Consider the following 26381-nt stretch of genomic DNA (forward strand, 5'->3'; position numbering starts at 1 on the left):
ATTTGAATCTATTTTAATCAAGATAGAAGCTATTACCAGCGAATAACACGCCTTAAGTTTCATAACTTAACAAATGATAAACTTTTGATTAAATTTGTTGCATCTACTACCTTGAGTAATTTTACTACATGCCTATGCAGATAACTCAGGACTGAACTGTACTGTATATACAAACACCCTGTATAGGTAACCATTACCATGAACATGCCAGAAGCAAGCTTTTTAGCTTGGCAAAAACAGTTTAGTACAGAAGATGATTGCTTAAAATACTTGCAACAAATGAAATGGCTAAATGGCTTTATTTGCCCTGGTTGTGGCAATAACCATAGCTATGAAATTACAAGTCATCATTTATACGAGTGTACACAATGTAAAAAGCAGACCTCAGTCATGTCAGGAACACTTTTTCACGGCAGCAAAATCACCTTGAACCAGTGGTTTTGGGCTATCTATTCTCTTGGCTCTGATAAGGGAAGTATCTCAGCACTGAGACTCAGTAAATTAATAGAAGTCAATTGGCGAACCGCGAGGCTGATTTTAAAGAAACTTAAAACGGCTATGGGGCATAGAGATAGTTTATATCAATTAAGTGGCACAATAGAGCTAGACGACGCTCTGGTTGGCGGTAGACAAAAAGGCAAACGAGGACGCGGAGCAGCAGGAAAAAAGAATGTGCTGATAGCCTGTGAAAGTAAGGATAAAAAAGCAGGATTTATCGCAATGGCAGTGGTCGATAGCATTTGTCATTTTAGCGTGAATGAATTCGTCAAGAAACACTTGAAACAAGGCCAACAAGTTCATTCTGATGCATTGCCGGCATTGAATATTATAGGTCAAACAGAAAACTATGAGGCAAGAGTAACCCCGGGTTATTTAGTTGATGAATGGTTACCGTGGGTACATATAGCCATCGGCAATTTAAGAACGTTTTTGTTAGGTACGTTTCATGGTGTAACCGGAAAATACCTACAAGAATACTTTGATGAGTTCTGTTATCGGTTCAATCGTCGATTTATCGAAAAACAAATACCTAACCGATTGTTAAACTTAGCAATAATTCACTTACCTGTAAAATCGACCTGAGCCAGGTGCATAAGCATGTTTTACTATTAATAATTGTTGTATCTTCGAAAATAACCTTCAATAAAGTTGTATAAACGTATTGGAGACGCTGGAACACTTTCAATCAGTTATTGCATGGCATAAACTTACGGTTGCATAAAAAAACATCTGCAGCTATTAATTTGTCGCCGAATGCGTTAATTGGTTGAGTCTTTGTAATAATTGGTTCAAAAAGCAATCTAAATTATTGACTAATATATCAAAAGTTCATCAGACATCGGTTCACATGCCATAACCTCTAATTGTTTAGCCTTCCACGAAATCTGAAACACTAAACTGGCTTCAATGTTTAATAAAATTAGTGAAGCTCGAAGCAAGCTGTTTCAGCCCATATTCAATGCCTATTTGTAAGTTACATAAATAGATATCTACAGGAATAAATTTTCCTAAATCAACATACAATTCTGCTGAACCGATTATTAACTTTAAAGTATTTTCTTTCTGAACATTGGCTAGTAACAGAGTTGGTATAGCGTCTTCGTCAAATTGAACCGTGGGATCTTAGATTAATACTCAAAAGGATTAAGGATACGGTGTGTTTAGTTTTGGTTTTCATCTCTAAAAAAGTTTTTTGTCTACACTTTATTCATCTTCTATTTTAGTAACTCTTCAAGGAAGTAGCAGCGTTTAATCATCTCAAGGTAGAGATCAAATTTACTCAATAGAAATAAAATGAATCATCAACCATAAACTAATGATAAATAATTTTTGAAAGTATAAAAGAAAAATTCAACCGTTCTAAAACGTGTAGTAATGTAAACAAAAATCTTTTGTTTAAACTTTGAGTTGCCGTAATTTACGATCCATAAATGATAATTTGAAAAAATTATGCCCTTAGGATGTTTATATCCCTCTGCCGCGTATGTGTTATTGGAAGTCGCACATACTTAAGCCACTGAAAATCAAGCACTGGTTATCAGAACCTATGAAGTCGACTGCTACTGGAGAGGCGGTATCGACACATTTAAGCGTAAAAAACGTCAGGTAACGCAGACTTTTTATTAAACGATAATAGCAATAGCAGACGTTACTCAATTATATAAAATAGAAATGGTAATTCAGCTAAGAGGACCGCTCTAGTAGCGAAATGCTTTATAGTCATCTCAAACAAATTTTTGCAATTAATCATTATCAACGTTCAATCTATAATTTACCGATATCATTAAACAGAAATTAGACAACGAGACCGTTAAGCATACAAGATAATCCAAGTAAGACATGACGGGTTTAATAAAACTGCAAATTGGAATGTTCTAATCGACACTTGACAATAGCACACTGGATAGGTGGATTTTTGGTTTGTGGTTTCAGGCTGAAGCCAGATTTAGTTAACAAAATACTAGTACGCCTCTTTGATCAAAGTAAAGAAGTCGTCTTAGAGCGGTGAAATGCTGTTCATTATGGCGTGCGGAGCATAACAAGCCTACTCACATGGCAAAGGATGCTTAGTAACAGTAGATCATAGAGCAGTACCTCTGATTGTCCCTTGTATGAATAAAGAGACTATACAGCAACACCTTGAACACATATCAAAGCGTGTTTAACTCGAACGATATGCGGTGACCATAATGGATGTCATATTCACGTATACAGACAACATTGCTCAAGATATAGATAATCCAAATATCATTAACTTTCCTATTATTCCCATATATCTGAGCTCAACATCATTTAGCCAACAGATATTATAATGGCTATGATGACATAGTTGATGCATGTTTAAATCTTGAAATAGTTTTATGAACAGACATAAAGCGGGTTTCGCTATTACTACATAGCTATTAGGTGCTTTAATCGTTAGTCATTAACCATTAAATATTATATGTGGCGTGCGCTTGAGTTATCGACATAGTTATCTTTGCTGCTGTTATATAGAAGGTGCTTTACGTTATCAGCAGACAACAAAAAAAGGCTATCCGTATGGATAGCCCTTTTTTTGAATAGGAGCCTGGCAATGTGCTACTCTCGCATGGGGAAACCCCAAACTACCATCGCCGCTAATGTGTTTCACTTCTGAGTTCGGAATGGGATCAGGTGGGGCCACATCGCTATTGTCGCCAGACAAAAACTGTTATCTATCAAGCTTGCGCTCAATAAATCAATATGTAAAAGCTGATACTCTCCCCCTGCGGGTCAAGCCATAATCGATGCTAAAGAATGCCTCTAGTCTTACTCCTAATCTTGTATTATCTACTTGTCACTCATATAACACTCAGCACTTCTTGCGAAGCCACTTGGGCGTTGTATGGTTAAGCCTCACGGGCAATTAGTACAGGTTAGCTCAACGCATTGCTACGCTTCCACACCCTGCCTATCAACGTCGTAGTCTTCAACAACCCTTTAGGTACGTTAAACGTACAGGGATGACTCATCTTAGGGCTCGCTTCGCGCTTAGATGCTTTCAGCGCTTATCGATTCCGAACGTAGCTACCGGGCAATGCCTTTGGCAAAACAACCCGAACACCAGCGGTTCGTCCACTCCGGTCCTCTCGTACTAGGAGCAGCTCCCTTCAATCATCCAACGCCCACACCAGATAGGGACCGAACTGTCTCACGACGTTCTAAACCCAGCTCGCGTACCACTTTAAATGGCGAACAGCCATACCCTTGGGACCGACTTCAGCCCCAGGATGTGATGAGCCGACATCGAGGTGCCAAACACCGCCGTCGATATGAACTCTTGGGCGGTATCAGCCTGTTATCCCCGGAGTACCTTTTATCCGTTGAGCGATGGCCCTTCCATTCAGAACCACCGGATCACTATGACCTACTTTCGTACCTGCTCGACGTGTCTGTCTCGCAGTTAAGCTGGCTTATGCCATTGCACTAACCTCCTGATGTCCGACCAGGATTAGCCAACCTTCGTGCTCCTCCGTTACGCTTTGGGAGGAGACCGCCCCAGTCAAACTACCCACCAGACACTGTCCACAATCCCGATAAGGGACCTATGTTAGAACATCAAACCTACAAGGGTGGTATTTCAAGGTAGACTCCACACCATCTAGCGACAGTGCTTCAAAGTCTCCCACCTATCCTACACATGTAGGGTCAATGTTCAGTGCCAAGCTATAGTAAAGGTTCACGGGGTCTTTCCGTCTAGGTGCGGGTACACAGCATCTTCACTGCAATTTCAATTTCACTGAGTCTTGGGTGGAGACAGCGTGGCCATGATTACGCCATTCGTGCAGGTCGGAACTTACCCGACAAGGAATTTCGCTACCTTAGGACCGTTATAGTTACGGCCGCCGTTTACCGGGGCTTCGATCAAGAGCTTCTCCGAAGATAACCCCATCAATTAACCTTCCGGCACCGGGCAGGCGTCACACCGTATACGTCATCTTTCGATTTAGCACAGTGCTGTGTTTTTAATAAACAGTTCCAGCCACCTTTTCACTGCGGCCCCCATTCGCTCATGAAGCAAGTTCAATCACAAACAGAGGCGTACCTTCTCCCGAAGTTACGGTACGATTTTGCCGAGTTCCTTCACCCAAGTTCTCTCAAGCGCCTTAGTATTCTCTACCTGACCACCTGTGTCGGTTTGGGGTACGGTTCGATATATCATAAGTTTAGAGGCTTTTCCTGGAAGCATGGTATTTGCAACTTCAACTCCTTAGAGTCTCGTCTCGTGTCTCGAGCATGTAGTTTCCCGGATTTGCCTAAGAAACAACTCTACGCACTTTCACCTGGACAACCAACGCCAGGCTTGCATAACCTTCTCCGTCCCCCCTTCACTGATATACCAAGTACGGAAATATTAATCCGTTTCCCATCGACTACGCATTTCTGCCTCGCCTTAGGGGCCGACTTACCCTGCCCTGATTAGCATGGGACAGGAAACCTTGGTCTTCCGGCGGGGGAGTTTTTCACTCCCCTTATCGTTACTCATGTCAGCATTCGCACTTGTGATATGTCCAGCTCGCCTCTCAGCTCACCTTCAGCCACTTACACAACGCTCCCCTACCACGCAAAGTAAACTTTGCGTCCGCAGCTTCGGTATATTACTTAGCCCCGTTACATCTTCCGCGCAGGCCGACTCGACTAGTGAGCTATTACGCTTTCTTTAAAGGATGGCTGCTTCTAAGCCAACCTCCTAGCTGTCTTAGCCTTCCCACCTCGTTTCCCACTTAGTAATATTTAGGGACCTTAGCTGGCGGTCTGGGTTGTTTCCCTCTTCACGACGGACGTTAGCACCCGCCGTGTGTCTCCCGGATAGTACTCACAGGTATTCGGAGTTTGCAAAGGGTTGGTAAGTCGGGATGACCCCCTAGCCTTAACAGTGCTCTACCCCCTGTGGTATTCGTCCGAGGCGCTACCTAAATAGCTTTCGGGGAGAACCAGCTATCTCCGAGTTTGATTGGCCTTTCACCCCCAGCCACAAGTCATCCGCTAACTTTTCAACGTTAGTCGGTTCGGTCCTCCAGTTGATGTTACTCAACCTTCAACCTGCCCATGGCTAGATCACTCGGTTTCGGGTCTATACCTAGCAACTAAACGCGCAGTTAACACTCGCTTTCGCTACGGCTCCCCTATTCGGTTAACCTTGCTACTAAATATAAGTCGCTGACCCATTATACAAAAGGTACGCAGTCACAGAACAAGTCTGCTCCTACTGCTTGTACGTATACGGTTTCAGGTTCTATTTCACTCCCCTCACAGGGGTTCTTTTCGCCTTTCCCTCACGGTACTGGTTCACTATCGGTCAGTTAGGAGTATTTAGCCTTGGAGGATGGTCCCCCCATCTTCAGTCAAGATAACACGTGTCCCGACCTACTTAATATGGCAATAATGACGCTTCGTGTACGGGGCTATCACCCTGTATCGCTGTGCTTTCCAACACATTCCACTACTTCATTACTACTCGGCTGCTCCCCGTTCGCTCGCCGCTACTAGGGGAATCTCTGTTGATTTCTTTTCCTAAGGGTACTTAGATGTTTCAGTTCCCCTCGTTCGCTTCTTATAGCTATGTATTCACTATAAGATACCGCCGAAGCGGTGGGTTCCCCCATTCGGAAATCTGTGGGTCAAAGCATTTTGTCGGCTCTCCACAGCTTATCGCAGACTTACACGTCCTTCATCGCCTCTAACTGCCTAGGCATCCACCGTATACGCTTAGTCACTTAACCATACAACCCCAAATGACCTCTCTGTTACCTGAGTAACAGTGCGTTATTTGTCATCATCTCAGTAACGTCAGAGATAAATTCAAACAACTCGTCCACCCGCTCACCTTTTATTTGAGCGTTAGGTGCAACAACCGTCTAAACGGGTATTGCTGTCGTATGCGTGACAAGTTCTAATCACAAAATCAGATAGAGTAAGTTCCTAAGAACACTCTTTTAGTTTTCGATTACTTTTTATCAGCTTTCCATATTGTTAAAGAACATTGTGACCTGCGTTACACGCCGGCTACAATTAAGGTTTAAAAAACCTTAATCAATAAACACTGATTAGATATTATCTAATAGTACATATTGATTAAGGCTACTTAATCTTATGAGCAAATGATGTTCCACCTAAATGGTGGAGCCAAGCAGGATCGAACTGCTGACCTCCTGCGTGCAAGGCAGGCGCTCTCCCAGCTGAGCTATGGCCCCGCTTTATGCAGGCAATCTGTGATAATCACAAATTTGGTAGGCTTGGGCAGACTTGAACTGCCGACCTCACCCTTATCAGGGGTGCGCTCTAACCAGCTGAGCTACAAGCCTATTTCATGCTCTTGCTTGCGCAAAAACAAATAGTGACTTGTTACCCAAGCACTTCTTTTGCTCTTCTTATCAAAACAAAACAATCTGTGTGAACACTCAACGAAGCAAGGTCCGCCGTAATAGTAAGGAGGTGATCCAACCCCAGGTTCCCCTAGGGTTACCTTGTTACGACTTCACCCCAGTCATGAATCACAAAGTGGTAAGCGTCCTCCCGAAGGTTAGACTACCTACTTCTTTTGCAACCCACTCCCATGGTGTGACGGGCGGTGTGTACAAGGCCCGGGAACGTATTCACCGCAACATTCTGATTTGCGATTACTAGCGATTCCGACTTCATGGAGTCGAGTTGCAGACTCCAATCCGGACTACGACGAGCTTTAAGGGATCCGCTTACCCTCGCAGGTTTGCTTCCCTCTGTACTCGCCATTGTAGCACGTGTGTAGCCCTACTCGTAAGGGCCATGATGACTTGACGTCGTCCCCACCTTCCTCCGGTTTGTCACCGGCAGTCTCCTTAGAGTGCCCAACTTAAGGCTGGCAACTAAGGACAAGGGTTGCGCTCGTTGCGGGACTTAACCCAACATCTCACGACACGAGCTGACGACAGCCATGCAGCACCTGTATCTAGATTCCCGAAGGCACCAATTCATCTCTGAAAAGTTTCTAGTATGTCAAGAGTAGGTAAGGTTCTTCGCGTTGCATCGAATTAAACCACATGCTCCACCGCTTGTGCGGGCCCCCGTCAATTCATTTGAGTTTTAACCTTGCGGCCGTACTCCCCAGGCGGTCTACTTATCGCGTTAGCTTCGCTACCCACGGATTAAATCCACAAACAGCTAGTAGACAGCGTTTACGGTGTGGACTACCAGGGTATCTAATCCTGTTCGCTACCCACACTTTCGCACATGAGCGTCAGTCTTTGGCCAGGGAGTCGCCTTCGCCACTGATGTTCCTTCTGATATCTACGCATTTCACCGCTACACCAGAAATTCCACTCCCCTCTCCAAGACTCTAGTCTGCCAGTTCTAAATGCTATTCCCAGGTTGAGCCCGGGGCTTTCACATCTAGCTTAACAAACCGCCTGCGTGCGCTTTACGCCCAGTAATTCCGATTAACGCTCGGACCCTCCGTATTACCGCGGCTGCTGGCACGGAGTTAGCCGGTCCTTCTTCTGTTGCTAACGTCATACCTGCTGGGTATTAACCAACAAGCTTTCCTCACAACTGAAAGTGCTTTACAACCCGAAGGCCTTCTTCACACACGCGGCATGGCTGCATCAGAGTTTCCTCCATTGTGCAATATTCCCCACTGCTGCCTCCCGTAGGAGTCTGGGCCGTGTCTCAGTCCCAGTGTGGCTGATCTTCCTCTCAGAACAGCTAGAGATCGTCGCCTTGGTGAGCCTTTACCTCACCAACAAGCTAATCTCGCTTAGGCCACTCTTTGGGCGAGAGGAGCAAGCTCCCCCCTTTGGTCCGTAGACGTTATGCGGTATTAGCTATCGTTTCCAATAGTTATCCCCCACCCAAAGGCATGTTCCTAAGTATTACTCACCCGTCCGCCACTCGACATCATCTAGCAAGCTAGACATGTTTCCGTTCGACTTGCATGTGTTAGGCCTGCCGCCAGCGTTCAATCTGAGCCATGATCAAACTCTTCAATTAAATATTAAAAATATGAATTTTTTTTGGTGAACTCTCACTTCGTGAGTGTCCACACAGATTGTCTTGTTCTAATTGTTAAAGAGCATGCTAACTGCGTTAGCGGCTTAAGTGGTTGTCCGTAGACCCTCTTAAGCGGGAGGCGAATAATACGCGGTTCCCATTTGATGTCAACAATTTAATTGATTTTCTTTTCAACTAAAACTGCTGCACCCCGCAGCAACTATACGTTTACCGTATAAGCAACAAACTGGTTTACCCTGTTTGGTGCGAGTGACTCCGTTGTTTCCAACTCGTCTCCCCTGAAGCGAGGGCGCATTATAGACACAACAACTTTGCATGCAACCCCTAATTTATAATTATCGTTTAATCGCACATTAATCGCTCAAAACAGCTCAAAACGCTTTGTTTTTGAAAGAATCAATAAAAGGATGACTGATACTTAGTCTAACTATTTGCGAAAACCATATAAATGAGTAACATGAAGGCGCTTTTATTCTTATAACCATAAAATCTTTTTAGGTAGAGCCATATGAATCCATCTTTTATTTTAAATATTTTTGTTACCGTTATTTTCGCTATTGTTCTTTATTACATTTTACCCATTCTAGCTTCTGATATGTCGAATCAATTGTCAGCAGCTATAGGCGTTTTAGTTGGTGGCTTATTGGCCCCAGCATTATCAAAGTTGTTTTCGCATTCTACTTTATCAAATGAGCAAGACGTATCATCAGAAGTATCTACATTATATGTAGGCAACTTACCTTATCGTGCAGATGAAGAAGCTGTTCAAGAACATTTTGAGCAACAAGGTAGTGTTGTGTCAGTCCGATTAATGAAGGATCGACGAACTGGAAAAAGGAAAGGTTACGGCTTTGTTGAAATGAATGCTAAAGGTGCCGCTAAAGCAATCAAAAACTTGAACGATTCAACTTTTCAAGAACGTACTTTAAAGGTGAGATTAGCTAAAGAAAAATTGAAGAAGAATAGTATTTGATAACACATAAAAAAGGACCAGCTTAATGTTGGCCTTTTTATTGTATATACCAAAATAATACTATGATTTGCTTTCTTGGTTGATATCCTATAGGTAAGTTGTTCACAAGTTTCTGATTAAACCCATTGAAGCGATTAATAGCAGAAATCAAATCTGGCGTTGCCACATCTTCACCTAACTTATTGATCAGTTCATTGATAATATTCTCATAAGAGTTGCTGTCTTCTAATCGGAGTCTCGACCCATCCAATACATTTAATAGTTTATCAATATAATCAGCAACAGGCTTAACAGCTTTTGCAGGATCACTGTCCACATTATCACCATCAAATCTAGAAACTGTTTCATATGCTTTGATAACTGCTGTATTTTCAAATTTTGTTAGCTGTAAAGCAAAACTTGATAATTCTTGTTCATCAAAACCTAATTCTAATGCTTGATTAAAAGCAGTCTCAACATCACCATTAAAAAAATCTTTAGCCAGTTCATTAGCATCCGTTACTAATTGTCCTATCGCTTTTAGTTCATCCTCATCTATCTCACCCTTAACTTTATACGAAAAGGTGCTATCTTGATAAAGAATAACATTCTGTTCAATTGAGTCAGTAGTGGGTTGAATCTTATCCGCTTCATTAATACTGACATCTGAATCGTCTGCATCAACATTATTGGGTGTAGCAATTTGAGCGCTGGCAACTGCAGCATTATCAACATCTATCGGAACACTTACCGGCTCGGTCACTGCGGTTTTTTTATCTTGTTCAGTCTGTTGCGCAATTTGCTGCACCTGTCTTTGACTGAATTCAAATTGTTCGAGGTCTTCAAAAGTAATATTTACTGTATCGCCATCCCGAGTTCGAATGCTCAGTTCACCTGATTCTTGTTTTTCGTAAGATATACCGGTGGACTTAACTTTAGATGTAGCCGGTTTTTCTAGGTCTAAAGCTTGCGGGTTAGAAATATCACGCTTTAGCTTGGCAATACCGTCTTCAATTAGGCTTTTACTTTTATTGATGCCATTAGTAATTTCTTCATTTAAGAAACCAGCTAAGTCCTGCTCTGCTAACTTTATGCCTTTAAGCACACCAGATGAAGCTTGTTCAAACATGTCATTTAACTTGTCTTCATCGGCACCCTTATTTTGAGCATTTTTGATTACTCCACCAACAAATTTGAGAACGTTTTTAGCTATTTCTTCGAAATCAAATAGTGATGAGTCAGTTTTTTTTGTATCAGGCGCAGAAAAGTCTGGCTTGCGTTTGTCGACTTCCAACGTATTGTTTAATGAATACGTATATATACGCACTCCCAAAGACGTACTAGAACTAAATTTATCCAGTCTTTGTGAAGATTGGCTATTTTGTCCACTAATAGCTTGCTTTAATCCAGTATCACGTAACTGATTTTGAATACTGTTTTCGTTACCCAAGTGTTGGGGTTTATCACCTAAAAAGACTTTTAATTGACTGATGTTCATGGCAGATACCTCACTATCCTTATTTCAACTTATCGACCGCTTATCTTTAATACTTAAGTTATATTTGGATAAAAAACATACAACCGTAAATGTTAAACTTTTCTTAAATATTGCAGAATGAGTAAAAACACTTTACCTTGCGCATTTTTATCTCACTATTAAGGTAATTCATGCGGCCCACAGAGATTCAGGCAGAAAATTATGTTGAACAAATGGAAACCAAGATTAGCGTTCTAAAAGAAAACTTTTCCCAACATCCGGTGCCTGAATTAGAAGTATTCGCTTCACTACCATTACATTACAGATTACGTGCCGAATTTCGTCTCTGGCATGATGGTGATGATCTTCATCATGTCATGTTTGATCAAGTAACAAAGCAAAAGTACCAGGTTCATAATTTCCCTCCTGCTAGCCAACTCATCAATGATGTCATGGTAGAGCTACTTTTGCTGCTTAAAGGCAACGAAACAGCACGCAGAAAGCTTTTTCAAATTGACTACTTAGCCACATTGAGCGAAGAAGTCGTTGTATCTTTGCTTTATCACAAAACATTGGATGATGCATGGACAGAGGAAATGCAGAAAATTCTTATTACTTTAAGACAAAAATTCCAAATAGATATTATTGGTCGAGCAAAGAAGCAAAAAATTATACTAGATAAAGATTATGTAACCGAAGAACTCACAATCAAGCAACGCAAATTTACGTTTAAACAGATCGAAAATAGCTTTACTCAGCCCAATGCACAGGTCAACATTAGTATGATTGAATGGGCACTGGATATTACTCAAAATAGTCAAGGCGACTTACTTGAACTCTATTGCGGCTCAGGAAATTTTTCAGTTCCCTTAGCGCAAAACTTTGAAAAAGTACTGGCAACTGAAATATCCAAGACCTCGGTAGCCGCAGCACAAGATAATATAGTAAAAAATAATATCGACAACCTAAAAATCATTCGTATGTCGAGCGAAGAATTTGTACAAGCACAGCAGGGATTGCGTGAGTTCCGGCGTTTAAAAGGCATTAACTTGGCCGATTATCAGTGTAAAACGGTACTTGTTGATCCACCTCGTTCTGGCTTAGATGAGAGTACGGTAAATATGATCAGTCAGTATGAGAATATTGTGTATATTTCATGTAATCCAGACACACTGAAACTCAATCTAGATACCTTATTAAGTACACACACAATCTCTCGATTTGCGTTATTCGATCAATTTCCCTACACACACCATGTAGAATGTGGTGTTTATTTGCAAAAAAAGTAGCAGCCCATAGGTTACGGATAGTTAACTCGAAGTTTGTTCAGCCTTAGCTTGCAAAGCACCATTTACGACAAACCTTAATTGAAGTTTTACTCGCTCTGCTACATTAGCTTTTTGTTCATCGGATGCGTCCAAGGCTTCAGCTCCAGCACTAAAAACTAATTTAACCATCGCTTCTGCTTGCAAGTTAGCAATGTTATAGGGCAAGCCCGTGGTCGATATAGTGTAATCAGTCAGTTCTACATTAAAGTGTTTTATTTCCCGCAGTACAGCCGCTCTAAAAGCCATGGATGTGCCAGTGTGTTCACGCAACAACAAACGAAAAACATTATTATTAGCGGTTATGAATTCCATAAAGGTATCCACTGAAGTGTTAATCACACCACCACCGGAAGCAATTCTTACTCGGGCTTGGCGCATTAACTGACGTAAAGCTAAACCTGCTTCATCTACCAAGGTTAAGCCTAACTCGTCGATATCTTTAAAGTGTCGATAAAAAGAAGTGGGTGCAATACCCGCTGAGCGTGCAACTTCTCTGAGGCTAACGCTCGACAAACTGCGCTGTTCGTCTAGTAGCGAAAATGCCGCTTCAATAATAGAACGCCGAGTGCGTAATTTTTGTTCTTGACGGTTCAATAGCTAAACCTAATGTGTCTGATTGGTTGAGTATGAACTGAATTCTAACGTGAAAAAAGTAAAACACATACCGAAGAAATATCACACTATACGCATATAGAGCTTGCGAAACGCAAAAGGCAACGTAAAATGGCGTACATATGTAAGCTGAACTTAATATTTTAAATGAAAAAACCACGCCTACTGCTGACCAATATCTTAATATTTACTATTACCGGGCTTATAGCCACTGTGTTGGTGCCCTTTGAAGCATTTAAAAATGGCTTTGATGCCGTTGAAATTATCTCGTGTATCGCTTTAATTTACTTTTCAGGCATGTCGATTACTGCCGGTTACCATCGTTTATGGTCTCATAAATCATACCAAGCCAACGCATTTGTCAGAATAGTATTGGCAATAGGTGGAGCAATGTCGTTACAAAACAGCATATTGCATTGGTGTTCAGATCATCGTATCCACCACAAACATGTTGACGATAACGAACAAGACCCATATTCAGCCAAAAAAGGGTTCTGGTATTCTCATATTGGTTGGATGTTAAGAGAGTATCAAATCCACAGATATGCTGATTATAATAACTGCCGCGATCTTCAGAAAGATGCGGTAATAATATGGCAGCATAAACACTATTTAAAAATCATGTTTGCGGCAAACTTCGGCGTCCCTGTTTTGTTGGGTTGGCTGAATGGTGATATCTGGGGCATGCTGTTGTTAGCAGGTGTTTTCCGTTTAGTTGTAGTTCATCACGTCACTTTTTTCATAAATTCCCTAGCTCATATATGGGGAAAGCAACCTTACACTGATAAAAATACTGCTCGTGATAACGATATCCTCGCCTTTTTCACTTTTGGAGAGGGATATCATAATTTCCACCATATATTTGAATATGATTACAGAAACGGCATAAAGTGGTGGCAATTTGACCCAACAAAATGGTTAATTAAAGGTTTATCCTTTATTGGCTGGACCAGTAATCTTCGTCGCTGCCCAGAAGAAAGGATTGAAAAAGCTAAGGCTGCCATGCAACTAAAATTAGCCCAAGAAAAAGTATCTAAATTAGCTAATGCAGATGAGATATTAGCCAAAGTGCACTTTGAATACGAACTTTTAGCCCAGCGCATGACCGACTATTACGCGGCAAAAAAACAACTAATGGCCATCAAAAAACAAAACTTGAAACGCACCTATGAGAACCTTGAAGTTCACTACAGATATAAAGAGTTAAAGCAAAGTTTAGCCCTTCAAAAGCAAAAATGGATACATATCAATCAGTTCGACTTTTTGCCTGTCATGGCCGAGTAATCAGAATATATTCTAAGGCCTCATTTGAGGCCTTTTTTTACACACGAAACTGACTGGGAAAATGTGGTGATTGGCAACATAGACATTACCTCTAAGATTGCACTGAATGTGCGCACTCTTTACCTATCTTACCTAAACCCATATTACAATATCCGAGCAATGCAACGCTTATTCTAACTGGTCAGGGCGCGGGTATTAAAGCTCATCAAAGCAATAAGCCATTAAATGATGTTTCAGGAAAAGGTTACACTCTTAGTTAGACATGTCAGCAGATGGACTCTACGCCAAAACCTTTGTCTATTGTCCCCATAGAGTTTTTTTACCCTAGCAAAAATAAGTTTGGCGATATACCTCCACGACTAGTCTGAGCAATAAAATGGTATCCGCTGTTAATAACGCAAGATACACTTAAAGTTGTCCTTTTAGCCGGTCATTAAGCACAACATTATTACTTACTTGAAAAAAGAAACTTAACTGAACCAGTTAAAAGCTGGGGGGAAGAAATACCAAACGCGTTTCTTACCATTGCCGCATCCTTCAACAAGAAATAGTATTTGACTATAAAAACACTTGGTTAAAACGACATACTGCCACAAATGCAAAATCGCTTAAAGCCAGAATGTCGGCCAATCAATCACGAATTGAAACTGTATAACACCCAGCTAAATCCCGTAAAGCTGAACTCATGCTGTCGGATATGCAAAGTAAATGCATAAAATGTAGACTTATATTTCAGTAAGGTATCTGTAACGAAACCATAGGGAAGTGCTAGTGGCTATTATTGATTATGGTCAAGTTAGCTATCTTGCGCTGCTAAGAATTCAAGAAGTTGTTCATATGGCATAGGTTTCGCAAACAAAAATCCTTGCGCTTCGTCACAGCCTAACTTCAACATATAACTAGCTTGCTCTCTTGTTTCGACACCTTCAGCAATTGTCGACAAACCTAGTTTATTACCTAGGGTCACTATAGTTTCGGCAATAAAAGCCGATTTTCCAGGCGTAATTTCGTTAATAAAAGAACGATCAACTTTTAATCGGTCAAGAGGCAGTTGTTGCAGATAACTCATGGAAGAGAAGCCAGTACCAAAATCATCAATCGCGACCTTGACCCCAAACAGCTTCAATTCTTGTAGAGCTTCTATCACAATTTGAGGCTCATCCATAACCACACTTTCGGTAATTTCTAACTCTATTCTATCCGGCTCAACCCCAAATTTTGTAATAATATTTTTCACGGTATCAATAAAATTTGGATCTCTGAATTGCGGCATAGAAATATTAACCGCCATTCTCAAGCCTGTGTATCCTTGCGCAGACAATGCACTTAATTTCCGGCATGATTCTTCTAAAACCCAAATTCCAATATCGATAATTAAACCTGAATACTCGGCTAATGGAACAAATACAACCGGTGAAACAAAACAACCGTCAGAAGTTGGCCAGCGCAGCAGTGCCTCCATTCCTACTATCTGTTCAGTCACTAGATCGACTTGGGGTTGATACCAAAGTTGCAATTTTTTAGCTTCAAAATCTCTGGTTAATTGCCTTATCATGTCCAAACGCCAGGTGGTTTCCTCTTCCATTTCAGGCGCATAATATTCAAAGTTTGTATTAAGATTTTTCTTAGCTTTATTTAAAGCAATATTACTATGCTTAAGAATATTAATACCCGTTTGTGGCTTCCCGTCTAACCTGCAAAAACCAAAAGAGGCTGAAAGGGGAAGTGTATGCTCCCCCCCTTTGAACGGGGCTACAAACATCTCGTTCAGTGTTTGTGGATTAACAAAAAATTCAGCACCAATTAAGCCAAAAACATCTGAGCCAATACGACCTATTTTCACCTTATCTAAAAAGGTTTCTTGCAAGCGTTGGGTCACTGCCAGCAGGGTACTATTACCAGCATCTTGGCCCAGTCCATCATTGATGTCTGCAAAATGATTAATATCAATTAAAGCCACAACTGAATTTTCATCTTTATATTTGGCCACACCACAATCGTCCAACATATTAATAAATTCACTGCGGTTAGGCAGTTTAGTTAGCCAATCTCTAAAAGCAGCGGTACGAAGTTGATGAAATAAGTTAACATTTTCATAGCCTACAGAAATACTTGATAAAAACACTTCTAGTAATTGTTGATCTACTCGACTGATTTCTTTGCCTATTTGTAAATAAACAGCTGCTGCATAGCCCGAGCTATTAAGATAAAGTACAAAAAATTCTTTTTCGAAAATATGTTTTTTGAGCTGCAAACAACGACTAACATATTTTACTATTCTTGCATTATGTAAATTCTCTAGTCTTTCATTAATATAGGGGGCGAATTCACCCGCGGCGCCAAGTACATAAACCGCATCGTCATCTTTATCCTTATCCAACATTGAGCCTGCTTTTGCACAGACAACCCCACCGGCTTCTAGACCTATTAAGGAACTAATTTGGGTTACAACACCTTCGCAGAAACTATTAACAGAATGCTCTTCCATTAGGTTTGCTGCAGACACTATAATCTTTTGTAAACCTATGCGACTTTGATTAATTGATAATATCTGTTGATAAGATCGCAGTGAAGCAATGATGGTTGTTACTAATTTGCTGCGGGTAAGTTCTGTTTTGGTTTTGTAATCATTAATATCGTAATCTTTAATGACTTGTTCTTCAGGCGCATAGCCGGGCTGTCCAGTGCGTAAAATAATACGAGGTTCCATAATACCCAAATCTTCGCGCATTATTTTTGCCACAGCTAAACCAGCATCATCAGCCTCCATAACTACATCCAATAAAATGATGGCAATAGATGAACCCATATCTTCAATTATTTTTAATGCTTCAGCACCAGAGTAAGCATGAATAAAATGCAAGTTTTTATCATTAACTACTAAATCTAATAGGGCCAACCTAGTGACAGAGTGTATTTCTTCATCATCGTCAACGACTAAGACATTCCACGCGCCTATAATTTCTGGCATGTCTGAGTGAATATCCTCTGATAAGAAAATTAATTCATCATTTTCGTATTTGCTAGGGCTCATTTAAATTCCATAAAGGACAAAATTCTGACTTCAGTAGAAATTATGCTTTATTTTTTATTCTTTATTTTTTATATTCGTTTCACTGCAGCAGCACACGAAGTAAAACTTGGAAAGTACAAAATTAACTTATCATTGTGATTAAAGCTAACATTTTTATTTGCTTATGCAACATGAATTAACGCAATATACAATACAATAAATTTTAACATGCTTCTCCACTTTGCTCAGGCATGAACTGAACTGTATATGAAAATAAACAGTTTAAGTAAGTTCGAGCGTGAACAAGTCAGAAGTCAGTTTTTTGACTTGGCAACAGCAGTTCAGAAAAAATTAAGATTGTCTCCAGTATCTGAGGGAAATGAAGTGGCCAAATGGGTTTATGTGTCCTCAATGTGGTCTGACCTTCACTGCCGTGAATTAACCGAATGCCCCCATTGTCACAAGCAAACATCGGTGATGTCAGGCACTGTATTTTATCGGCTCAGACAGCAGTATTTCAGCGTTAAGGCTAAACAAGCTTAGTTGAAGTGAGCTGGAAGACTGCTCCACTTATATTATCTCAAATCAGAGCGGCTATGGGACATATATTATCTACCGATTGTCGGTCACTATACATTATATGATGCCTTTGTTTGGCGGTAAGCACAAATGCAAGCTTGGTCTTAGAGCAGTTGGGACCCCCCATTATCATTGCATGTGAAAACAAGCATAAAAGTCAGAATTTATCGCGATGAAAGAGGTTAAAAATGTGAATTTTAAAACATTCAAAGAACATATCACATCACCTTTTAGCGGATCAACATGTCATAACCGATACTTATCCTTCGTTAAATATGATAGATAAAACATAGCAACATGAGCCAAGAGTCACACAAACTGAAAAGGTAGACGAATGGTTGCCCAGGGTTCATATAGTGATAGGTAATTTGAAAACGTTTTTGTTGGGCACTTTTCATGGCGTTATGGGTAACTACTTACAAGAATACTTGAATGAGTTTTGTTATCGGTATAATCGCTGTTTTGTGAAAAAAACACCTAATCGATTGGTAAACTAAGCAATTATTCATAACCCTTTTAAATCAACCAGAGTTAAATGGAGAAACATGAATAATAATTTAAATCAGCGTTTTAAGTTTTATGAAAATTGATTCTAATTCTCCGCCTATTACACATCACTTAAAGCCTTTGCCGTCGCAAAAAGAAGCGGTAAGGTTGAGTGCACCTAGGTCGCAGTCAGAAAATAGAATGATCCGCCAATCAAGTCAAAAACGTATTATTGATTGGTTTTCACAGGCAGGTGTGCAAGCGGACGGTAGTATGTTTAAAACGTCCACCAGTTATGAAAAAATCAAGCGTAAAAAAGTGATATTGGAGCAGCGAAAACTAATTAACCTGAGATCTGCTTAAGCGATAATCATAGAGTTCAGCTCTACGTCAGTTAAATTACGGCTTGGCTTATTTTCTTTTAAACAATAAGCGACCAATCCCGCGAGTAAATTCAGCATAAAGCCGTTCATACTCCGATGCCTTGAGTGTTCGATATAAGAAATATTCTTAAGTTGGTCGTTTATTGTTTCAATTATATAGCGCCTTGAAAGCATGGCCCTATCCCACAACGATATAGCTTTTGCTTTCATATTTTTGCGAACGGTTGTGATGAGACTTACACCTTTATCTAATAAATCCGCTTCCAAAGCTTTACTCAAATAGCCTTTGTCTCCATACAATTTATCAGTCAAACCTTCTGCTAATTCACGTATGGGTTGAGTGTCATGCACATTGCCGGTTGTGACTTTCGCAGCAACAATTTTACCGTGATGATTGACGACTAAGTGGAGCTTGAAACCATAAAACCAACCCATAGTACCTTTACCTCGTTGAGCGATACCGTCGAAGGTTTTATGTCTAGGTATTCGGATGTTATGACACACCTTGATGCTTGTAGAGTCAATGAATTCATGTCCTGTGGGCTTTCCTTTAAGTGATGTGAAGTAGGTACTCATGAGCACGATAACTCTAGGCATGACCGCTAGAAATCGTGTGTAACTCAATAAATTTGGAAACGCATTTTTGTACACAAGAGATACATACCCAAGAGAGTAGTTTTTGAAATCACGGTAATGTGACATATGAAAACTGACGACAATCGTCATGATTTCATATGTGGTCATTTGCCCTTCTCTTTGACGTTTTCGCGTTGCGTCTTCGAGCAGTTGTTTACGCCATTGAGGGATAAATACTTTGCAAAAATCATCGACATCACAAAACAGCTCAACTAATTTACTCATGCCTGTTCCTTTTTTAGATTCATCTCTTTTAGTCGAAAGATCGGATCTTGGAACAGGCATTTAGTTCAATTTATTAAACAGGATTCAGGTAAGGTAATTTATAAAAAATTCTAGGCAGAGCGATAGATTTCTGTCTCGATGACGGTAATGATGAAGAAAAGATCCCGATTGGTTTTTTAGTTTCGTAAAAATGGCAGAAAAAAAAATTTCTCCTACTATGCAGGAATTATGGGGCAAAATATTTGCTGTTGAGTCAGCAAATCCTGGTAGTTTTTCTTTAAAAACCTTAGGTCTATTGAAACAACTGACACAAAAGGATGCACAGATTTTCTGCAATGCAGTTAATTTAGCCAGCAAACGTAAAGGTGAATCTTCTCTTAAAGTGATACTAGGCTATTATCAAAAAAAAGAATATTTAGTCGCTCTTTGGTTCGCACAAAAAACCATCGACTTAACTTATCTGAATTTGGTTTAGGTTACACCGATATTTTGTCACTAATAGACTTAGGATTAATACACCATAGTGAAATAGAATCTGGTGAACTCCCAATAGGTATTCCCGCGGAATGGCGTTGTGCAGTGCAAGCACTGGATTTAATCGCTAAACGCACAGGCACCACATTGGTTTATTACAAATTCACTACTACTGGCGCTGAATTATGTAAATTGGTGACCCGAAAACGACAAGATATTTATGTTAAATCACTAAAGGTCACCTTAGGCAATGCTTTCAATATAATCTAAATAATGATTAATAGGGCAATACGAAAAATAACTAAATTCCATCACCAAATTCATGCAAGCCACATTCTCTTTTTAAACCGAAGAAACGAGTATCTTGTTCAGTCATACCTTCTTCCAATGAACGTGTACTGTGCCAATCACCAATTGACACATAACCTTTTTCCCATAAAGGATGATACGGCAGGTTATGTTTTTTTAAGTACAAGTGCACATCTTTATTCGACCAATCAATAATAGGATAAATTTTATACTGATTTTTTAGCTTTTGCACAACAGGCAAGGTTTCTCGCATGTCAGACTGACTGCGGCGCAGCCCAGCAAACCAACTTTTTATTTTTAAATCATCCAAGGCTTTTTGCATAGGCTCAACTTTATTTAGAGCATTATACTTTTCAATACCTTCTAGACCCTGTTCCCACATTTTCCCCATACGTGCTTCTTGCCATGCAGAGGAAACATCGGCGCGATATACCTTAAGGTTGAGATTTAGACGTTGTGTTAACTCATCAACAAATTGATAGGTTTCAGCAAACAAATAACCCGTGTCTGTAAGCACTACTGGTATATCAGGGTACTGCTGCGTAACCATATGTAACATCACAGCAGCTTGAGCACCAAAGCTAGATGACAACATAAACTGATGCGGCAAGTGTTCTAATGCCCAAGCTATCCGTTGTTCCGCAGACTGCTGCTCTAATGCAATATTGGTTTGCGCTAATTCATCGCCTGAAATATTTAATGTTGCACTTTCTAGAGTGCTAGATTGAATAGCTTGGGTCATCATAAAAGTCCTTGGCTGAGTCAATAACAGGTTTAACAACTTTTGCTCTGATAAGAAAATCACCAAAAGCTTCGTTAACCTCGCGTTCTTTTGACCAGCGGCCAATTAAGACATCTAATTCATCCATGATTTCTTTTTCATCAATATTTTCCCGATACATTCTAGGGATCCGTGTGCCTTGACGATCACCACCTAAATGAAAGTTGTATTTACCTGGCGCTTTACCCACTAAGCCAACTTCTGCCAACATAGCCCTGCCACATCCATTAGGACAACCGGTAACACGATAAATAATACTTTCATTCTGCATACCATGCTTAGCCAATATGCCTTCAATCTCTGTCACCGCATCAGGCAAGTAACGTTCTGCTTCAGCCATCGCTAATGGGCAAGTAGGCAAAGACACACAGGCCATCGAATCTTTACGTTGCAAACTCACATCATCAGCCATTAGTCCATGTTCACGGGCTAGCTGCTCAATTTGGGCTTTTTGCGACGCTGGGACACCCGCAACGATCAAATTCTGATTGGCCGTTAATCGAAAATCACCTGTATGTATTTTTGCAATTTCAGCACAACCAGTTTTAAGTGTTTTGCCTGGGTAGTCTAAAATACGGCCGTTTTCAATAAATAAGGTTAAATGATGTTTACCATCTACCCCTTCGACCCAACCAATACGATCACCCCGTGAAGTAAATTCGTATGGGCGACTCTGTGCAAAACTAACACCTGAGCGTTTCTCAACTTCAGCTTTGAAGTTTTCAACACCGACACGCTCTAAAGTATACTTAGTTTTAGCATTTTTACGATTAACACGGTTCCCCCAGTCACGTTGGGTAGACACCACCGCTTCAGCTACAGCTAAAGTATGCTCAATGCTAATATAGCCAAAATCATCTGCTTTACGTGGGAAAGTGGAAGTATCACCATGGGTCATGGCTAACCCCCCTCCAACCAATACGTTAAAGCCAATTAATTTACCATTTTCGGCAATAGCTACAAAATTTAAGTCATTAGCATGCACGTCAACATCATTTTGCGGTGGAATAACTACGGTTGTTTTAAACTTTCGAGGTAGATAGTTATTACCTAATATAGGCTCTACTTCAGTTGTTTCTGATTTTTCGCCGTCCAGCCAAATTTCTGCGTAAGCACGTGTTTTAGGAAGCAAATGTTCACTGATTTTCTTCGCCCACTCATAAGCTTCTTGATGTACTTCAGACTCTACTGGGTTGGATGTACACAACACATTTCGGTTTACATCACCCGCAGTGGCAATAGAATCAACGCCAACTTGATTAAGCATTTGGTGCATAGATTTAACGTTAGGCTTTAACACACCGTGAAACTGAAAAGTTTGACGCGTAGTTAACCGAATACTGCCATAGATACTTTTTTCTTCAGCAAACTTATCAATTGCCAGCCACTGCTTGGTAGTAATGATGCCACCGGGTAAGCGTGCTCTTAACATCACATTTTGCAACGGCTCTAGTTTTTGCTTAGCGCGCTCTGCACGAATATCGCGGTCGTCTTGCTGATACATGCCATGAAAGCGAATAAGCTGAAAGTTATCGCCAACAAATGCACCGGTTAAATCATCGGTCAAGTTTTCTGCGATAGTTCCACGTAATAAATTACTTTGTTCTTTTAAACGTTCGTTATCGGCTAGATTGCCTTCAACGATAAAATTTTTGTGGTCATTACTCATTAGTAAACATCCTTCTGGTAACGTTTAGCACGGCGCAAGTCAGAAATATACTGTTCTGCTTGCTCTTCGCTTTTTGCGCCATGTTCAATAACAATCTGTACTAAAGCGTCTTGTACATCTTTGGCCATATGATTGGCATCGCCGCAAACATAAATGTGTGCGCCTTGTTCAAGCCACTGATAGAGTTCAGCGCCTTCTTCAAGCATACGGTGCTGCACATAGATTTTCTGTTCCTGATCTCTAGAAAATGCCAAGCTAATTTTGTTGAGCACACCGTCTTTAACAAAACGTTGCCATTCAGTTTGATACAAGAAGTCTTGAGTATAATTGGGGTTGCCAAAAAACAACCAATTTTCACCACTTGCTTCTTCAACTTCACGCTGTTGCATAAAGGCTCGAAATGGGGCGATACCTGTCCCAGGACCAATCATGATGACAGGTGTGTTGCCATCAGCGGGTAAACGGAAGTTGTCGTTCCTCTCAACAAACACATTCACTTCACCACCTTCATCTAAACGAGTAGACAAAAAGCTTGATGCACCACCTTGATGGGCATGACCATGAGCGTCATACTCAACTAAGGCAACGGTTAAGTGCACTTCATCCTCTACTTCTGCTTGGCTAGAAGCAATGGAGTAGAGTCGAGGTGTCATAATTCTTAAGGTATCAACAAACTGTTGTGCAGTAACTTTAGCTGGGTACTGGCGCACAACATCAATGATTTGACGCTGTGCTAGATATCCACGCAACACAGACTTATCATCTAACAGTGCATTGAGTTCAACATTGTTTGCGTATTCTGCGTATTTGGTGGCGAAAGCTGGGTAACTTTGAGTCAACTCTAATTTATTGACTAAAACGTCATGTAAGCTGTAATCATCACCAGACCAATTAATCGAGTCGTCTCTTTGTAAGCCAAGTGCAGTGATTAACTCGTCAACTAGTTTTATATCGTTTTCAAACCACACACCTAATGAATCACCTGGTCGATATTGAATACCAGAGTCTTCAAGAGATATCTCAATATGACGGATATCCTTAACAGAATCTCGTCCAGTGATTTTTTGGCTTTCCAATAAGGTTGCAGTATATGGGGCTTTTTTAGTGTATTGACTGGCTACTACAGCACTAGGGTGCACATTCAAGGATGGAATGACAGATTGCGAAGTCTTTGCAATCAACTCATCTTTTACTTGATGTGTAATGGTGTCGAACCAAGCCGCTACATCTGCGTCGTAATCAACGTCACAATCAACGCGGTCAGTAATTCTGGTTGCGCCCAAGTCTTGTAAACGTTTGTCAAAGTCTTTAGCTGTTTGGCAGAAAAACTCGTAACTTGTGTCACCTAAGCCCAAAACAGCAAAGTTTAGATCATTAAGTCTAGGCGCTTTTTTTCCAGCTAAAAAGCTGTGTAGTGCCACAGCATCATCTGGCGCTTCCCCAATACCGTGGGTACTGACAATAATCACTACATGACTTTCTGTTTTTAATTGCTTCTGCTTATAGTCAGCCATGCTCACTATTTTAGCAGGAATATTTATCGCATCTAATTTTGCTTTAAATTCCTGTGCCACAGATTTAGCGTTACCGGTTTGCGAACCATACAAAATAGTCAAAAACTTTGCGGCAACACTGTCCTGTTGAACTGAAACATTAGGCTGAACGGCTTGCGCCAATCCAGCTAAGTAACCACTCAACCAAGTCAGTTGTTGTGGATTAAGAGCTGCCGTGGCCTGATTAATTTGAGACCACTGGTTTTCGTTTAAACCTGCGGCAAGCCCAGAGGCTTGATTTATTACTGAAGACATATAATCGCTAACCCTTGTTATTTCAAATAGAGCATAACGATATATGTACATAACTGGAAAGAATAAAAACTGATTTTTTATAACCAAATCAGATGAAACTAAAAATGCACCTCTAATCCAGCATATGCACCTTTAAATTCTAGATCAGAATATATGCCATCCAAGTCTTCCAACTCTAAGGATACTGCACGATAGCCAAGTTGAAAAGTAACGTCTATGGCAAGGTTTTCCATCAAACTATAAGTAATTGCCGCCTGATAATCTGACAAAGTGTGGTCATCTACGCTTAAAAAACTCCCTTCAACAAAAGCTCCAAAGCCTGTCAGGGGGAGCCCTACGGCCAATCGTGAATAAAACATAGGTATTGGACCTGAAAATTCCTCTCGCCCGTTAACTGTAGGATCGCCTTTATCTGTGACCAGTAATTCACCATCAATATATTTGGCATTGAGGCCAACATCGAAACTTATCAGATCATTATCAAACAGCTCATAGTATAAAATAACATCAGTTGTAGTGAGCTGAACATCGCTTGTTGCCTCTGAGTTGATTGAAAAAAGCTTTCCACCAAAAACAAAGTTTCGCTCTAAAAGCACATCACCACTGGTGTCCATATTGGTTCTTTGCAATTTTATATTAGGAATAAGTGGCAAAGGATGTTCAAAAGCCACGTACAAATTTGACTGGCTTTGATCTTCAAAATTAAAATCAGTGTTGGTTCCGTCTTCAGAAAATCCACCGACAGTCTCCATATTCCACCCTTGGGCACCAATATATAATCCAAGCAAGGTATCCGATCTGCTTGGATTGCTCATACACAAAACTATCAGCCCGAGAGAGAGCACTGTCTTTTTCATAATTTAACCTTGATTCAATAATTCGCTTAGCTCGATTAAAGCAGCATTTGCCCGAGAAATATAGTTCGCCATTACTAACGAATGATTAGCTAAGGTGCCAAAACCACTACCGTTTAATATTATTGGACTCCATAGAGACTCTTGTGTCGCCTCTAATTCACGGATGATTTGTTGTAGGCTTATCTTGGCATTTTTCTTCTCAAGTACATCTGCAAAATCTACTTCTACTGCTTTTAAGAAATGTATTAATGCCCAACTCGCACCTCTGGCTTCATAAAAATTATCATCTAACTGCCACCAGCTGGTTTTTTCAGCCAGTCTATTAGCCGTTGGCGTAGATTGATTAGCCTGAGAATCCCCGGCTAAACTTGTATCAAGACGTTCTTGACCCACGCTGGCGCTTAGACGTTGTGAGAAACTACCTAAACGTTTCTCCAGCTGTTTGAGCCAATCTCTTAAATTATCTGCTCGTGCATAGAATTGCCCTTGTTGTTGACGGCTATCAGATAGGCTGCTTCTGTAAGCATATAAATTATCAATGCCTTCTTGGTACTTGGACTCTGCAGAGGGCAACAACCAACTTAAGCTATCTATATTGAATTGAGGTTGAGCTTTGGTTAAGAAAGGATTTTCTAAAGATTGGCTTTGTGAACGGCTAAAATCTTGGCGCATAGCCAGAGCCAAATCTCGCGTCATTTCTAAGGCACCAAACTCCCAACTAGGCATATTGTCCATCATTACACTAGGTGGCAACACATCATTTGACAAATAGCCTCCAGACTTATTCAACAAGGTCTCGCTAACTTTAATTAAACTTGTGGTAATCGTGTAGCCCGCTACAACAGTCTCATTCCTCTGGCTAGCTTGCTGTTGAGCAAGTAACTCTGGTTCAAATAGTTCAGGTTCGAAGCTCCAGAACACTGACAAAATCCATAACAAGAAGATAAAAAGAACAGCCGTGCTAAACAGCCATTTTGGTGCAAGATATTGTTTCATATTT

Annotated in this window: 14 protein-coding genes, 2 tRNA genes, 3 rRNA genes and 2 pseudogenes; 7 read left to right on the forward strand and 14 right to left on the reverse strand. The window is 40.6% G+C overall.

The genetic code is table 11. The features are described 5' to 3' along the window. Positions 1–198: 198 nt before the first annotated feature. Complete coding sequence (locus C427_RS21965; protein ID WP_015431348.1) at positions 199–1083, forward strand: IS1595-like element ISGps1 family transposase; 885 nt, start codon at positions 199–201, stop codon at positions 1081–1083. Between the two features lie 1985 nt (positions 1084–3068). Here the strand turns inward: C427_RS21965 and rrf are convergent. The 5 genes from rrf to C427_RS21990 all read right to left on the reverse strand — a co-directional run bounded on the left by rrf (position 3069) and on the right by C427_RS21990 (position 8487). After that, positions 3069–3184: ribosomal RNA gene (gene rrf, locus C427_RS21970) — 5S ribosomal RNA — on the reverse strand. Between the two features lie 183 nt (positions 3185–3367). Beyond that, positions 3368–6245 (reverse strand): 23S ribosomal RNA (locus C427_RS21975). Between the two features lie 395 nt (positions 6246–6640). Continuing rightward, positions 6641–6716: transfer RNA gene (locus tag C427_RS21980), tRNA-Ala, on the reverse strand. 34 nt (positions 6717–6750) lie between these two features. After that, positions 6751–6827, reverse strand: a tRNA-Ile gene (locus C427_RS21985). Positions 6828–6950: 123 nt separating this feature from the next. Continuing rightward, positions 6951–8487 (reverse strand): 16S ribosomal RNA (locus C427_RS21990). The 16S, 23S and 5S rRNA genes sit together here with 2 tRNA genes alongside, the layout of an rRNA operon. Before the next feature lie 529 nt (positions 8488–9016). On the opposite strand from C427_RS21990, the gene C427_RS21995 reads away from it, so the two are divergent. Further along, on the forward strand, positions 9017–9481 hold the full coding sequence (locus tag C427_RS21995; protein ID WP_015431349.1) for an RNA recognition motif domain-containing protein: 465 nt from the start codon (positions 9017–9019) through the stop codon (positions 9479–9481). 37 nt (positions 9482–9518) lie between these two features. Here C427_RS21995 and C427_RS22000 read toward each other — a convergent pair whose 3' ends face one another. After that, positions 9519–10958 carry a DUF5610 domain-containing protein gene (locus tag C427_RS22000; protein WP_015431350.1) on the reverse strand — a complete coding sequence of 480 codons (1440 nt, stop codon included), beginning with the start codon at positions 10956–10958 and terminating at the stop codon, positions 9519–9521. Positions 10959–11170: 212 nt separating this feature from the next. On the opposite strand from C427_RS22000, the gene trmA reads away from it, so the two are divergent. Beyond that, positions 11171–12226: a tRNA (uridine(54)-C5)-methyltransferase TrmA gene (gene trmA, locus C427_RS22005; protein WP_407636113.1), complete on the forward strand. Its 1056-nt coding sequence runs from the start codon at positions 11171–11173 to the stop codon at positions 12224–12226. Positions 12227–12247: 21 nt separating this feature from the next. On the opposite strand, the gene fabR is transcribed toward trmA, so the two are convergent. After that, a complete protein-coding gene (fabR, locus tag C427_RS22010; protein ID WP_007636022.1) occupies positions 12248–12859 on the reverse strand; it encodes an HTH-type transcriptional repressor FabR in 612 nt (203 codons plus the stop codon). Positions 12860–13024: 165 nt separating this feature from the next. On the opposite strand from fabR, the gene C427_RS22015 reads away from it, so the two are divergent. Further along, positions 13025–14161, forward strand: coding sequence for an acyl-CoA desaturase (locus C427_RS22015; protein WP_007636021.1), 1137 nt, complete (start codon positions 13025–13027; stop codon positions 14159–14161). Positions 14162–14957: 796 nt separating this feature from the next. Here the strand turns inward: C427_RS22015 and C427_RS22020 are convergent. Beyond that, positions 14958–17195: a bifunctional diguanylate cyclase/phosphodiesterase gene (locus tag C427_RS22020; protein ID WP_007636019.1), complete on the reverse strand. Its 2238-nt coding sequence runs from the start codon at positions 17193–17195 to the stop codon at positions 14958–14960. Positions 17196–17472: 277 nt separating this feature from the next. Between C427_RS22020 and C427_RS25320 the strand changes: the two are divergent. Together C427_RS25320 and C427_RS22030 are read left to right on the forward strand one after the other, a co-directional pair. Then, positions 17473–18250, forward strand: a pseudogene (locus tag C427_RS25320) (IS1595 family transposase). An 82-nt stretch (positions 18251–18332) separates the two neighbouring features. Continuing rightward, positions 18333–18602 (forward strand): hypothetical protein, encoded by a 270-nt coding sequence (locus tag C427_RS22030; RefSeq protein WP_007636015.1) that lies wholly within the window; start codon positions 18333–18335, stop codon positions 18600–18602. On the opposite strand, the gene C427_RS22035 is transcribed toward C427_RS22030, so the two are convergent. Beyond that, positions 18599–19483 carry an IS982 family transposase gene (locus tag C427_RS22035; protein WP_007636014.1) on the reverse strand — a complete coding sequence of 295 codons (885 nt, stop codon included), beginning with the start codon at positions 19481–19483 and terminating at the stop codon, positions 18599–18601. The two genes, C427_RS22030 and C427_RS22035, sit on opposite strands and share 4 nt — an antisense overlap. Before the next feature lie 217 nt (positions 19484–19700). Between C427_RS22035 and C427_RS27960 the strand changes: the two are divergent. After that, positions 19701–20227: pseudogene (locus C427_RS27960) on the forward strand (TIGR03899 family protein). Between the two features lie 31 nt (positions 20228–20258). Here C427_RS27960 and C427_RS22045 read toward each other — a convergent pair. The 5 genes from C427_RS22045 to C427_RS22065 all read right to left on the reverse strand — a co-directional run bounded on the left by C427_RS22045 (position 20259) and on the right by C427_RS22065 (position 26377). Continuing rightward, entirely contained in the window at positions 20259–21008 is a 750-nt protein-coding gene (locus C427_RS22045; RefSeq protein WP_015431356.1) for a phosphoadenylyl-sulfate reductase, read from the reverse strand. Then, positions 20986–22716: an assimilatory sulfite reductase (NADPH) hemoprotein subunit gene (gene cysI, locus C427_RS22050; RefSeq protein WP_015431357.1), complete on the reverse strand. Its 1731-nt coding sequence runs from the start codon at positions 22714–22716 to the stop codon at positions 20986–20988. Before cysI ends, C427_RS22045 begins: the two co-directional genes overlap by 23 nt. Then, positions 22716–24524: an assimilatory sulfite reductase (NADPH) flavoprotein subunit gene (locus C427_RS22055; RefSeq protein WP_007636009.1), complete on the reverse strand. Its 1809-nt coding sequence runs from the start codon at positions 24522–24524 to the stop codon at positions 22716–22718. Before C427_RS22055 ends, cysI begins: the two co-directional genes overlap by 1 nt. 98 nt (positions 24525–24622) lie before the next feature. Beyond that, on the reverse strand, positions 24623–25381 hold the full coding sequence (locus tag C427_RS22060; RefSeq protein ID WP_034898780.1) for a TIGR04219 family outer membrane beta-barrel protein: 759 nt from the start codon (positions 25379–25381) through the stop codon (positions 24623–24625). Between the two features lie 3 nt (positions 25382–25384). After that, positions 25385–26377 carry a DUF2333 family protein gene (locus C427_RS22065; protein ID WP_007636005.1) on the reverse strand — a complete coding sequence of 331 codons (993 nt, stop codon included), beginning with the start codon at positions 26375–26377 and terminating at the stop codon, positions 25385–25387. Between the last annotated feature and the right edge of the window lie 4 nt (positions 26378–26381).

This window comes from Paraglaciecola psychrophila 170 (genome assembly GCF_000347635.1).
Lineage (GTDB): Bacteria > Pseudomonadota > Gammaproteobacteria > Enterobacterales > Alteromonadaceae > Paraglaciecola > Paraglaciecola psychrophila.